This window comes from Wolbachia endosymbiont (group B) of Sphaerophoria taeniata (assembly GCF_947179355.1).
In the GTDB taxonomy this organism is placed as follows: Bacteria; Pseudomonadota; Alphaproteobacteria; order Rickettsiales; family Anaplasmataceae; genus Wolbachia.
This window is the reverse complement of sequence record NZ_CAMXAW010000003.1, coordinates 185,638-198,888: the sequence shown is the minus strand read 5'-3', so window position 1 is coordinate 198,888 and position 13,251 is coordinate 185,638. Positions and strand designations below refer to the sequence as shown.

14 protein-coding genes and 1 pseudogene are annotated in these 13,251 nt (G+C 35.0%); 12 read left to right on the top strand and 3 right to left on the bottom strand.

Features of this window, described 5'->3' with window-relative positions:
* Window positions 1-11: 11 nt before the first annotated feature.
* From rpsM to ONG75_RS04775, 10 genes are all read left to right on the top strand, one after another.
* Window positions 12-380: a 30S ribosomal protein S13 gene (gene rpsM, locus ONG75_RS04820; protein WP_010404723.1), complete on the top strand. Its 369-nt coding sequence runs from the start codon at window positions 12-14 to the stop codon at window positions 378-380.
* 24 nt (window positions 381-404) lie between these two features.
* The gene (gene rpsK / locus ONG75_RS04815; RefSeq protein WP_006012273.1) at window positions 405-791 is read left to right on the top strand and encodes a 30S ribosomal protein S11; all 387 of its coding nucleotides are present in this window, start codon (window positions 405-407) and stop codon (window positions 789-791) included.
* A gap of 20 nt (window positions 792-811) precedes the next feature.
* Window positions 812-1,879: a DNA-directed RNA polymerase subunit alpha gene (locus ONG75_RS04810; protein WP_264375913.1), complete on the top strand. Its 1,068-nt coding sequence runs from the start codon at window positions 812-814 to the stop codon at window positions 1,877-1,879.
* Window positions 1,880-1,886: 7 nt separating this feature from the next.
* Complete coding sequence (gene rplQ / locus ONG75_RS04805; protein ID WP_010404731.1) at window positions 1,887-2,315, top strand: 50S ribosomal protein L17; 429 nt, start codon at window positions 1,887-1,889, stop codon at window positions 2,313-2,315.
* 11 nt (window positions 2,316-2,326) lie between these two features.
* Entirely contained in the window at window positions 2,327-2,680 is a 354-nt protein-coding gene (locus ONG75_RS04800; protein ID WP_010404733.1) for a YraN family protein, read from the top strand.
* A 38-nt stretch (window positions 2,681-2,718) separates the two neighbouring features.
* Window positions 2,719-3,267: an ATP synthase F1 subunit delta gene (gene atpH, locus ONG75_RS04795; RefSeq protein WP_264375912.1), complete on the top strand. Its 549-nt coding sequence runs from the start codon at window positions 2,719-2,721 to the stop codon at window positions 3,265-3,267.
* Window positions 3,264-4,805: a F0F1 ATP synthase subunit alpha gene (gene atpA / locus ONG75_RS04790; RefSeq protein ID WP_010404737.1), complete on the top strand. Its 1,542-nt coding sequence runs from the start codon at window positions 3,264-3,266 to the stop codon at window positions 4,803-4,805. Before atpH ends, atpA begins: the two co-directional genes overlap by 4 nt.
* Before the next feature lie 9 nt (window positions 4,806-4,814).
* On the top strand, window positions 4,815-5,309 hold the full coding sequence (gene greA / locus ONG75_RS04785) for a transcription elongation factor GreA (RefSeq protein WP_007302559.1): 495 nt from the start codon (window positions 4,815-4,817) through the stop codon (window positions 5,307-5,309).
* Window positions 5,310-5,312: 3 nt separating this feature from the next.
* Entirely contained in the window at window positions 5,313-5,957 is a 645-nt protein-coding gene (ribB, locus tag ONG75_RS04780; RefSeq protein ID WP_007302560.1) for a 3,4-dihydroxy-2-butanone-4-phosphate synthase, read from the top strand.
* Between the two features lie 71 nt (window positions 5,958-6,028).
* Window positions 6,029-7,198 carry a M48 family metalloprotease gene (locus ONG75_RS04775; RefSeq protein ID WP_264375911.1) on the top strand — a complete coding sequence of 390 codons (1,170 nt, stop codon included), beginning with the start codon at window positions 6,029-6,031 and terminating at the stop codon, window positions 7,196-7,198.
* Here ONG75_RS04775 and tnpC read toward each other — a convergent pair.
* Window positions 7,185-8,567, bottom strand: a complete 1,383-nt coding sequence (gene tnpC / locus ONG75_RS04770) for an IS66 family transposase (RefSeq protein WP_264375454.1) — start codon at window positions 8,565-8,567, stop codon at window positions 7,185-7,187. The genes ONG75_RS04775 and tnpC overlap by 14 nt on opposite strands.
* A 71-nt stretch (window positions 8,568-8,638) precedes the next feature.
* Here tnpC and ONG75_RS04765 point away from each other — a divergent pair.
* Window positions 8,639-8,809, top strand: a pseudogene (locus tag ONG75_RS04765) (M48 family metalloprotease); the annotation flags it as partial.
* Window position 8,810: 1 nt separating this feature from the next.
* Here ONG75_RS04765 and ONG75_RS04760 read toward each other — a convergent pair.
* Both ONG75_RS04760 and fabG read right to left on the bottom strand, forming a co-directional pair.
* A complete protein-coding gene (locus tag ONG75_RS04760; protein WP_007302562.1) occupies window positions 8,811-9,146 on the bottom strand; it encodes a TrbC/VirB2 family protein in 336 nt (111 codons plus the stop codon).
* Window positions 9,147-9,241: 95 nt separating this feature from the next.
* Window positions 9,242-9,976 carry a 3-oxoacyl-[acyl-carrier-protein] reductase gene (gene fabG, locus ONG75_RS04755; protein ID WP_264375910.1) on the bottom strand — a complete coding sequence of 245 codons (735 nt, stop codon included), beginning with the start codon at window positions 9,974-9,976 and terminating at the stop codon, window positions 9,242-9,244.
* A 539-nt stretch (window positions 9,977-10,515) separates the two neighbouring features.
* Between fabG and ppdK the strand changes: the two genes are divergently transcribed.
* Window positions 10,516-13,170, top strand: a complete 2,655-nt coding sequence (gene ppdK / locus ONG75_RS04750; protein ID WP_264375909.1) for a pyruvate, phosphate dikinase — start codon at window positions 10,516-10,518, stop codon at window positions 13,168-13,170.
* Window positions 13,171-13,251 lie beyond the last annotated feature (81 nt).

Below are 13,251 nucleotides of genomic sequence, written 5' to 3'. Positions count from 1 at the left end.
TCGAGGTATCAGTGGCACGTATTGCAGGCATAAATGTTCCGGTGAAGAAGTGTATTCCTTTTGCATTAACTTATATACATGGTATAGGTATTACTACTGCGAATATAATCTGTCGTAGCTGTAAAATTGATGAGCGTAAGCGTGTTTCAGAATTACAAGATGAAGATATAGAGAAAATTAGTAGTTTTATTAGGCAAAAATATGTCATAGAGGGTGAGCTCAGAAAAAAAGTGGCTATGGATATAAAATCTTTAATAGAAATCGGTTGCTATAGAGGATTAAGGCATAGAAAAGGTTTGCCTGTGAGGGGACAAAGAACCCATACTAATGCTAAAACTCGTAAAGGCAGATCTAAATTGCCTATTGCTGGAAAAAAATAAAATTTGTTATTATCGTGAGTTTTTATGAAAAAAGTTAAAACGGTTGGTAAGAATACAAAAAGGTTTATTACTGGTATTGTCCATATTCGTGCAACTTTTAATAATACTTTTGTAAATGTGACTGATGTTTGTGGTAATACGCTTTACCAGACTTCTGTTGGTGCATGTGGTTTTTCTGGTTCGAGAAAATCCACACCTTATGCTGCAGGTAAGGTTGCCGATTCTGCTGCGAAGAAAGTAATAGAGAGATTTGGTATGAAGGTTGTTTCTGTAATAATTCGTGGTCCTGGTTTTGGTGCAGAAGCTGCAGTTAAAGCACTTAGGAATTGTGGATTGACTGTCACTTCAATTGCAGATAAAACGGCGATACCTCATAATGGGTGTAGACTAAGGAAAAAAAGAAGAGTATAGGATATTTGGAAGGTTTTTGTATGTATTATAGTGATAATGTCTCTTTCTGTGGAAATTTAGATAGATTAACTAAGCCTAATGCGATTAAGGTAATATCAGGTGATTCAAGTAAAAAAGGTGATATAGTTCTAGAACCTTTGGAAAGTGGTTTTGCTTTAACGTTGGGTCATGCATTAAGGCGTGTAATGTTGTCTTCTCTTCGCGGTAGTGCTGTTTATGGAATAAAAATTGAAGGCGTGAATCATGAATTTACTTCGATCCAAGGAGTTAGGGAAGACATAACTGATATAGCATTAAATATGGGCATGTTGAGATGTAAGTTAAATAACACGTCTAATAAGTGCTTAAATTTGAGCGCTAAAGGGCCTTGTCAAGTATTAGCTGGAATGATAGAAACTGATGACCAATGCTCTATTGTTAATAAAGATTTGGTGATATGTACACTAGGTCAAGATGTGGAGCTTAACATTACTATATATGTTGCTAGCGGAAAAGGTTATCTTCCTGTAAATAAATATAAAGAAAATGAATTTTTAAAGCTTATGAATGAACAAGATTTAATTGGTTTTATTCCAGTTAATGCTTTATATAGTCCTGTCGAGAGGGTTTCGTATAGAGTAGAGAATAGTCGTGTTGGTCAAGTTACTGATAAAGATAAGCTAATATTGTCAATTGAAACTGATGGTACAATCTCTCCAAGTCAAGCTGTTGACTATGCTGCAAGAATATTACAGGAGCAATTTCAGCCTTTTATTAGTTCTGATATGAGTTATAAAAAATCGCAGGTTTCTTTGTCTAGTGGTGCTAAAGATTTGGGCTATGATCCTGTTCTATTGCGTAAAGTAGATGAAATGGAATTATCTGTTAGATCTCATAACTGTCTGAAAAATGAAAATATCACTTATATAGGTGATCTTGTGCAAAAGACGGAAGTTGAAATGTTAAGAACTGCTAATTTTGGCCGAAAGTCTTTGAATGAAATCAAGGCAATTTTAAATAATTCAGGTTTGTCTTTGGGTATGAATATACCAAATTGGCCGCCTAAGGATATAGATGAACTGGCTAAACAACATACTGATGAGGATTAGGTAGTATATGAAACATGGAATAAAGAAAAATAAACTGTCTCGTTGTACCGAGCATAGGTTATCAATGTTAAAGAATCTATCTATCTCGTTAATTAATCATGAGCAGATTGTAACTACTTTACCAAAGGCTAAAGCACTTCGTCCATATGTGGAAAAGTTTATTACAATTGCTAAGAATAACGATTCTTTACATGGTAGAAGGCTTTTGCTTTCACGTCTTCATAATAGTAAGTTAGTAGTTGATAAATTATTAAGCGTTCTAGCTAATCGTTATCAAGACCGTAAAGGTGGATATTCTAGAATAATAAAATTTGGTACTCGAAAGGGTGATTGCGCTCCAATGGCAGTGATAGAGCTAGTTGATAGAGATATTTCAGCAAAAGGTGAGATTTATAGTAAAAATAAAAAAGGAAGCAAAGTAGTTACACAAAGCTAATTATTCTTTTTATGGTAAGTAGGTTACGCTATTTTGTAGGTTACTTTGGAGAATTGTTAGTTTCGATATATTTAAAGCTGAAATTCTATAATGTTATAAAACGTCGCTTCCGTTGTAAGTTGGGTGAAATTGACTTAATTGTATCTAAAAAAAGGGAGCTGATTTTTATAGAAGTTAAAACAAGTTTATTTGGAAAAGAAGTACCGATATCTCATTTTCAGTGTCAGTCTATTATAAATTCTTCTAAATATTTCTTAAGTAAAAATCTTGATTTTTTAGATTATTCAGTCAGATATGATTTATGTTTTCTTTCCTTAAGGAGAAGACCTATTTATATAAAAAATGCTTGGATTGAACAATGGTAGCTAAAATAATTTAGATTTACTAGAACAGGTAATTGAATATGAAAAACAATAATTTAGTTTCATCTTATGCTAGAGCACTGTTTCATGTCTCAGGAAGCAGATTAGGTATTATAAGAAAAGAAGTAGAATTTTTGTTAGCTTTTTTTAAAGATCAAGATGTTTTTGTGTATCTATCTCATCCTATGGTTTCTCTTGTGCACAAAAAAGAAGCGATACTTTCTATAAAGGAGAACTTGAGTGAAAACTTAGTCAAATTTATTATGGTTACACTTGCAAACAAGCGCTCCCGTTTATTAATCCTTATATTAGAAAAATTCTTAAATCTTGTAAGGGAAAGTGAAAATGAATTGGAAATTACTATAAAATCAGCAGAGATTTTAAAGAAACCTGATATAAAAATAATTACTGAATCTTTGAACTTTCTTGGTAAAATAATAAAAGTCAGTCATGTGGTTGATCCTTCTATACTAGGTGGCTTTGTAGTTAGGTATGGTTTTAACGTGATTGATGCTTCGCTTAAGAGTTATTTGGATAGATTGGTTGATTTGAGTAAAATGGAAATGTTGAAAATAAGGAATTGTATATGAAGAATAGCATAAATGCCTCTGAAGTAGTAAACATAATAAAAGAGAAGGTTGAGACATTTGATAATCCTATAAAACGAGAAAATATAGGTGAAGTAATTTCAGTAACGGATGGTATCACATTGGTCTATGGGCTGGAAAAAGCAAAGTTTGGTGAAAAGGTATCTTTTGCAAGCGGTGTAGAAGGAATAGTTCTTGATTTAGATCATGATACAGCTGGAATAGTTGTGCTTGGCAATGACCGTGATGTAAAAGAAGGGGACGTTGTAAAATGTAGTGGTGATGTTGTACAGGTGCCTGTAGGTCATGAATTATTAGGGAGAGTTGTAAATGCATTAGGCGATCCTATAGACGATGGCGGAGAAATTAGAGCCAAGAACAAAATGTATATAGAATCTAGAGCGCCAGGTATTATTGACCGTAAATCTGTGCATGAACCTCTGCAGACAGGAATTAAAATTATAGATTTGTTGATTCCTATAGGTAGAGGGCAACGTGAATTAATTATTGGCGATAGACAAATTGGTAAAACCACTATTGCGATTGATACTATTATCAATCAGAAGAAGATTAATGATGAGGTAAACGAAAATCAAAAAATTTACTGTGTTTATGTTGCTATTGGACAAAAAATTTCGACAGTAGCAAAAGTGGTGAATAAGCTAAAAGAAAGTGGAGCATTAGAGTATACAACTGTAGTTGTGGCTAGCGCATCTGACTGCGCGCCTATGCAATTTTTAGCACCTTATACCGGTTGCACTATTGGAGAATTTTTCCGTGATAATGGAATGCATTGCTTGGTGGTATATGATGATTTATCTAAGCATGCTGTGGCATATAGGCAGATGTCCTTATTGCTCAGACGTCCTCCTGGTCGTGAAGCTTATCCTGGAGATATATTCTATGTACACTCTCGCTTGCTTGAAAGAGCTGCCAAAATGTCTGATGAAAAAGGACAGGGATCCTTGACTGCTTTGCCGATTATTGAGACTCAGGCTGGTGATGTATCTGCATATGTTCCAACTAATGTGATTTCAATTACCGATGGACAAATTTTTCTTGAGTCTGAATTGTTTCACAAAGGATTTCGCCCTGCAGTGAATATAGGTTTATCGGTTTCTCGGGTTGGCTCTGCTGCACAATTGAAATCTGTGAAAAAAGTTGCTGGTTCTATAAAGCTGAGTTTGGCCCAATATAGAGAACTGGAAGACTTTGCTAAATTTGGTTCTGATCTTGATGCTACTGTTCAATTGTCCTTAAACAAAGGTAAATACCTTATTGAATTATTAAAGCAAAAACAGTATTCACCTATGCAAATAGAAGAGCAAGTATTGCTTATGTATATCTTTTCTAATCTGTATGGTCAATTAAATAAGGTACAGGTGAGCAACATCAATAGGTTCGAGTGTGATCTTATCAATTATTTTCAAACTGTTCACCCTGGAGTTTTAAAAAAGTTGTCAGGTGACATGAATGATGATATAAAAGATGATATTCTTGGTATTGTGAGTGATTTTGTCACTCAATTTAATTGCGTTTAGGCGGTGATTATGACTTCATCCATTGTTAACAAGTTTCCTATTACAAGGGAAGGTTTTGAGAGTATGCAAGTCGAACTTGAGAAATTAAAGGAAGAAAAACCTTCTATCATACAGGCTATTTCTGATGCTCGTGATCAAGGCGATTTATCTGAAAATGCAGAATATCATGCAGCACGGGAAAGATTAAGTTTTATTGAAGGCCGCATAATTGAGGTAGAGAGTAAACTTTCACATGCAGAAGTGATAGAAGTAAAAAATTTGTCTGGTGATACAGTAATGTTTGGTGCAACTGTTACGGTAAGCATGCTCGGTGATGATAACAGTGAAATAGAATATGTTTATAAGATTGTAGGTGGGTATGAAGCTGATGCTTCAAAGCAGTTGATCTCTACGGATTCACCACTCGGTAGTGCTTTAATTGGCAAAAAAGTTGGTGAGTATGTGGAAGTGATAGTGCCAAATGGAGAGAAATTGTATAAAATAGTTAAGATTGAGTTTAAGTAAATCATGGTACAAGTAACTTATCCTTCAATTAGTCTACCCGGTATTTCTTCTGTGGAAGATGTATTGAGGGATGCTAGTTCTGGTAAATTATTCATTTTAGTTGACGATGAAAACAGAGAGAATGAAGGTGATCTGATTGTATTAGCTGAGAAATTAGAGCCAGAACATGTGGCTTTTATGGTTAGATACGGTACAGGGATTGTTTGTTTAGCAATGACTAAAGTTCACATGAAAAGGTTAGGCCTTAGTTTCATGGAAAAAAAAAATGTTGGTGAAAATCATACTGCTTTTACTACATCAATTGATGCACGTTATGGTATTACTACGGGTGTTTCAGCTGAGGATAGAACAAAAACTATACATGTTGCTATTGATAAAAATAGAACTCAGGATGACATTATAACTCCCGGTCATATTTTTCCTGTGATTGCACATGAGGGTGGAGTAGAGCAACGTGCTGGTCATACTGAAGCAAGTGTTGAGATAGCTAAGTTAGTGGGATGTAATCATTCTGCAGTTATTTGTGAATTAGTGAATGATGATGGCTCTATGATGCGCTTACCCCAGTTGCTTGAATTTGCTGAACAACATAATATTAAGTTAACTACCATTGATAAACTTATCAGTTACGTTCAAAATTTAAACTAGCGTTTATAGATTCGTATAGTTTAAGTGTTAAAATATAAAATTCCTCAAAGTTATACAAACAAGGAATTTCCATGTCTAAGCTTTTTGTTTTACTATTTTTTTTCGTATACTGTAATAGCGCTTACTCTGTTAGTATTATTAGAGATAGTGAAGTGGAAGCGGTAGTTAAGGATCTAGCGCAACCTTTATTTTCTGCTGCGGGTATTGATAATGATAAAATAAAAGTTTTTATAGTTGATGATAGATCGATTAATGCTTTTGTAATTAACAATAATAGCATTTTCATTCATTTAGGGCTTTTACAATATTCGACTGAACCTTATGTCTTACTTGGTATATTAGCACATGAAATTGCTCATATATCTGCTGGTCATGTATTACAAATGAGTAGTGCTGTAGGTTATTTTCAATCAATAGCAATGATTAGTTATATGGTAGGATTAGTTTCTAGTATTGTCATTAACCCTCAGGTTGCGAGTGCAATCTTGCTTAGTGGTGTAACGCTTAGTTCAAGGTTGTTTTTTAACTATTCTCAAGAGCAAGAGAGTGTAGCAGATAGCTATGCTTTAAGATACCTAGATGAATCTGGCTATGATAATTTGGGTATGAAAGAGATTTTTGACTATTTTAAGAGTATTGAGCATGAAAACACTGAAGAGTATTTCCGCACTCACCCACTTAGTGATAAGCGTATATTTGCTGTACAGAATTATAAGGTTAAAAACAATATAAAACCAATCCTTGCAGATAAATTGCTGAAGTTTGAGCGTATGGTTGCAAAGCTAGACTCTTTCTTTGCTCCTATTCATGTGTTATCTAATAAATATGAAGGTAGTTCTAAGTATGTAAATGCTGTAATTCACTATAGGCAAGGAAAGATAGAAGAGGCTATTACTAAAGTTAATTCATTGATTCAAGAGTCACGCAATGATCCTTATTTATATGAATTAAAAGCGGAGATGTTATACAAAGCTGGAAATTTAAGTGAAGCAATAAAAATGTATGAAGAATCACTTAGATATTTATCTGAGAAGAATAACTATTTAGTGAAACTTGCGTTATCTCATACTTTATTATTACACGGTGAAATAGAGAAGGCAATTTTTTACCTAGAGCAGATTGCAAGCGTAGAAGCAAATAACGCTTTTGTCTGGAAGTATTTAAGTATTGCATATAAACGTAGCGCTGATATGGCAATGTATTACTGTATCCGTTCAGGAGAGTGGTTTAAGAAACAATAGATAAGAGGTTTTGGAAAGGATTGAGACCCCTTTGTTTCCATGTTAAGTATAACGAAATTATCCGTTCAAGGAATGCATTTCCCCGCTTTGATTGTGTAAAATACGAATTTTTGCGGTAAACGACATAATGCCGTATCTGCTGTTCAGCATGGTTGTTTGTCAGCGGAATGTTTTTTGGGTCATCTAAAAAATTCCACATCATTCTTTCAGATTTCAAAATATTTTTCGCAACTCGAGAGGCTCCAATTGCTTCAGGTAAGTAGGATATTTCCTTCAAGTAATACCTTGTACGTTTTCGCAACTTTCTGGCACGTCTGGCAAATCTAAAAACATCTATCTCATTTTTTAGCAAAGCCTTTTTTAGTGCAAATAATTCAGTAGCTACATTTCTTAAGTAACAGCCAAGAACTTTGACTTCAATATTCCAACTATGCGCTAATCTTTCAAAATCCCTTGCTAAGTGTGCCCAGCAGATTTGCCTTTTTTCATCAGCAAAGTAATTGTATACTGCGTACCTGTCGGTTACCACTAAGCTATTATGATTGCAGCATGCGTTATTTTTTAAAACTTTCATTCCTCTTGACTCTGTCAACTTCACAAAACTTGCCGTATTGCTTGCAAACATCCAACACCAAGCGAGTTTACCTTTGTTATAATGGCTCGTTTCATCAATATGTAGAACTTTACTCCTACTTATCTCTTGTTCGATCTGCTCATACATTTTTTTGCATTTTGAAGCAACTCTATGTTCACTATTTGATATGCTAACGACGCTTATGTTCAAATTGAAGATATCATTTACGACACTCGCTATTTCGCGTTTTGAATTTTTGTAGAATCCGCTGAACGCTGCAATTATTGACTTAACCCTTGGACCAAATGTATCTGACGTAACACCTTCTGGTAACTTACTGCTTCTTCTTTTTCCGCATCTCCGGCAACGACCATGCTCCATCTGATATTCCACTACATAAGGCCTAATTTCCGGAAGATCAACTTTTTGATGAATGTACGGTCCATTGCATATTGCAATCCCTCCTCCGCATTCACAAGTAGATGACAACTTTACTTTTATCACCTCATCTGCATCCATTTTGGCGCGAAAACTTCCTTTATGACCAACCTGACCACCAACGTTTCTGTCGCTCTTTGGCTTGTCCTTTTTTATTTTGTACAACTCTCTAGAGCTTGGTAGAGATGAATTTTTCGAGTTTAAACCAAGCCTTTCCTTTAATTCAGCGTTCTCTATCTTTAAAGCCTTGTTCTCTGCTTTTAAACTTTCATTCTCCCTTTCCAGCTTTTCTATTTTTGCTTCTAACTTTTCTATTTTTTGCTGTAAATTTTTGCAAAGCTCTAAAAGGTTTACCACATTACCTCACTTTTGCTCTATGATTATCTTTTTAGATCACCTTGTCTACCTTATTCTGCCACTCCGCTGAACGGATACTGTATTACTTTGCTTTGACAAAGAAGGCTTGTATTGAAGGTGATTTAGAGAAATTTATGAAATACGCTGAGGTAGCTGTTAAAACTTTACCGAAAGACAGTCATTATTTGTTACAGATTGAAGACATGAAGGAACAATACACACAAAAATATCCTGATTTTTAAGTTATTTTTCCCCACACTTGCTCAACATACTATCTTGTTTAATGCTATCGGGTATAATTTTCATTATAATCGCTTTGGCACCAAAAAATACACCACAAAACATACCTAGGGCAAAGAGAGCTGGCCATGGCATTCTACCAAATATTGCAAGCAAAGCTGCACCTATTATGACTACAGTCATAAGTGGCCCACCTATTCCCCAAATATAACCAATAATATTGCATATTACTTGGGCAGTTGTATCATCTATATCAGTAGCAGCATTTGCGTAATCTGAAAAAGAGAGAAACAGCACTATACATAAAGCATTAAAAAATTTTTTTATTATATAGCTCATTCTTTTGCCTCCAAGTAATAAACTAGTGTGAATCTAAATTTATATATATATTTATTTTAGGGTAAAACTCATAGTTTGTCCATAAATAAGTGTTGCTACATAAATAGCCCACCATTGATGTTAAGCACATGCCCCGTTATATATCTTGCTTCGTCGCTTGCTAAAAACAATACTCCTGCTGCTATTTCTTTCCCTGTTCCCATTCTTTGCATTGGAATATTATCTAATATTTTTTCTTTTTGTTTTTCATTTAAAACTTCAGTCATCTTAGTATCTATAAACCCAGGAGCAATGCAATTTACTGTTACACCGCGACTTGCAACTTCTTTTGCTATAGATTTACTCATGGCTATTATCCCAGCTTTAGAAGCTGCATAATTTGCTTGCCCGGCATTGCCTGTTAAACCTACTATTGAGGAAACATTTATAATTCTTCCCCAGCTATTTTTAATTAATTTCCTGCATGCTTCTCTATTTAGTGTAAATGTAGAGCTCAAATTAATATCAATCACCTTTTGCCATGATTCATCTGTCATTCTCAGTAATAAACTGTCTTGTGTAATGCCTGCATTGCATATGAGCCCATCAAAGCCTTTCATCAACTCACTTGCTTTATTTATTAGTTGATTTACCTCTTCAGGATTTGATAAGTCGCAAGGAAGTACATGAATGTTTTTTTCATATTTTTTAGCAACTTCTTCTAGTACTTCTTTTTTTGTGCCAGAGATACATAAAGTTGCTCCGGCTTTATGCATAACCTCTACAATTGCCTGCCCTATTCCGCCTGATGCACCAGTAATCAGAAATTTCCTGTCTTCTAATCCGAACATGATAATTTTTATATTATCCCAGCTCTTAACAGAATATTAAAAGACTTGCAATAGATTTTTTTCATAACTTTCATTTAATAGAAGATTCTTGACAAATCTTGTGTTTATTGGCGAAATTATGGCGGCTGCATGCCTTTTTTTATTTTTTTCTATTCAGCCTAAACACGCTTCGTTTAAGCGTTAGCACATTATCAATTACAGTAATAAAATCAGCACCATGTGGATTCTTTTGCCTTTTTTTGATTGGTAAATTTCTTAACACTTATAGCTAAAGTAATTTAAGAGAGCCAGCGCGTGACTAGTTCTTATTACTTGATCAGTCTTCTGGATCCCAGTGTCTGGGCACTGGGATGACAGGAGTGTGAGATAAGGCTACATTCATACTCCAACAGGAATGACATCATAGAGGTCATTGAGATGACAGACTTGAATGACAATAGGGACACTAGAATGAAAGGAAAAGAGGCTATTTAATTGTGCTTAATTTTACAAAATTTATTACTCCTGCCTGACAAATTTATTAGAATAGTATGTATAGTATGTTTATTAGTGAAAATCCGAAAAAAATGCAAGAAAAGTTAATATATTACTTTAGCCAAAGCAACTGTGAAGGTAATGCAGCAATGAGAAATCTACTAGGAGGGAAGGGAGCAAATCTGGCAGAGATGTGTAACATTGGCATTCCTGTTCCACCTGGTTTTACAATTTCCACTGCTGTTTGTCAGGCCTATTGTCAAGATAATGAATTGTCTTGTGATCTACGTAACGAGATAAAAAACTACATGGCGATGCTCGAAAGTGACATCGGTTGTAAATTCGGGGATTCAAATAATCCTTTATTAGTTTCCATACGCTCTGGTAGTGTGAATTCAATGCCGGGCATGCTTGATACTATTTTAAATGTTGGTCTAAATGATGAAACCGTTGTTGGGCTTGCAAAAAAAAGTGGCGAACGTTTTGCTTACGATAGCTACTGCCGTTTCATCATGATGTACTCCAATGTTGTACTACAGCTTGATCATCACCTATTTCAAGATGTTATTGATAATGAGCAGCAAAAGAGTGGAGCAAAAAGCTTAGCTGATCTTGATGTTAATGTTTTAAAGAAAATTGTTAATGATTTTAAAGAGATAGTATGTGAGAAAATAGGAAAAAATTTCCCGCAGAACGTTGAAGAGCAATTGTTAAACTCAGTTAATGCAGTATTTGCCTCTTGGAAAAATGATAGGGCTGTTTCCTATAGAAGAATACATAATATTCCTGAAAACCTTGGAACAGCGGTCAACGTGCAAGCAATGGTTTTTGGTAATTTAAATGATAATTCTGCAACCGGCGTGATATTTACACGTAATCCTTCAACTGGAGAAAAAAAGCTTTTTGGTGAGTTTTTAGTTAATGCTCAGGGTGAGGATGTGGTTTCTGGTGTTTATACTCCTATGCCAATTGACGGGGAGCAAGAAAGTACCATGGAGAAGTTGCTACCAAGTGTCTACCGAGAATTATGCGCGGTATGTGAAAAACTTGAAAGTCATAATAAGGACATGCAGGATATCGAATTTACTGTACAGGACGGTAAGTTATGGATTTTGCAGACTAGGTCTGGCAAGCGCACAGCCGAAGCTGCTATTCGCATAATAGTTGATATGGTAAACGAAGGAGTGATTACAAAAGAGGAAGGAATATTGAGAATTGATCCAAAAACTTTTGACAATTTATTGCATCCAGTTCTTGATGTTAAAATCGATCAAGAAGTAATAGGCAAAGGACTGCCAGCTTCTCCAGGTGTTGCTTCTGGATATGTAGTATTCAGTGCAAGTGATGCTGAAAAAGCTGCAGAGCAGGGTAAAAAAGTAATTTTGGTAAGATCAGAGACGAGCCCTGAAGATATTAATGGAATGAATGCTGCAAGTGGAATAGTAACAGCGCGAGGAGGTATGACCTCGCATGCCGCTGTTGTAACTCGTGGAATGGGTAAACCATGCATTTGTAGTCTAAATGGACTTTATATTGATAAAGATGAAAAATTTCTTTCTATGGGGGATATAAAAGTAAATAAAGGTGAATCAATCACCATCAATGGAGGAACAGGAGAGGTTATGCTTGGTATTCTTCCTACAATTTTGCCTGAATTATCTCAAGAATTCAAAACGATAATTAACTGGGTAGATGAAATCAAAACAGTGAAGGTGAGAGCGAATGCTGATACTCCAAAAGATGCAAAAATTGCAAAAGAATTCGGTTCAGAAGGTATAGGATTATGTCGCACAGAACATATGTTTTTTGCTAGTGATAGAATCGAATTCATTCAAAAGTTGATAATAGCTGATGATGAAAATGAAAGGACAAATGCATTAAATAAACTCGAAGAAATGCAAAAGTCTGATTTCAAAGAAATATTTTCTATTATGGAGGGCAGGGAGGTTACTATACGTTTACTTGATCCACCTCTACATGAGTTTTTGCCCCACAATCAATCTATTATAGAGAAAATTGCCAAATCACTGAATAAGTCAGTTGAATCAGTAAAAAATAAAATAGCACAGTTATCAGAAAAAAATCCAATGCTTGGCCATCGAGGTTGTAGACTTGCTATTTCTCATCCTGAAATATATAAAATGCAGATTAGGGCAATACTCAGTGCTGCAAGTGAATTAAGGAAAGAAAAGAAGATAGAAGTGAAACCTGAAATCATGATTCCTTTTATCATGAGTGAGAAAGAGTTTATTCTGATATGCGAGTTAATAAAGAAAGAAGCCGAAAATTTCGATGTGAACTATTCAATTGGAACGATGATAGAACTGCCAAGAGCAGCACTTATTGCTGACAAACTCGCAAAACACGCAGAATTTTTTAGTTTTGGCACTAATGATTTAACACAAACAACTATGGGACTTTCACGAGATGATTCAGTTAATTTTCTCGATTCTTATAAGGAAAGCAACATATTCAAAAACGATCCCTTTGAGGTGCTAGATGTCGAAGGGGTAGGGGAATTAATCAGAATAGCTATCGAAAGGGGCAAAAAAACCAGAAAAGAAATTAAACTTGGTATATGTGGAGAGCATGGAGCGAATCCACAGTCCATAGAGTTTTTCATCAAATCAGGGGTTGATTATGTGTCATGCTCGCCTTATAGAGTACTGGTTGCAAAATTAGTGGCAGCACAGCTTAGCATAAGTTTGTTGGGTAAATAGCGATAACTAACTGTGCGAACATAGATTCCGCTAACAAGTAGCGGAATGATGATTTTTCAAATTGTCGATAAATCTAAGTCA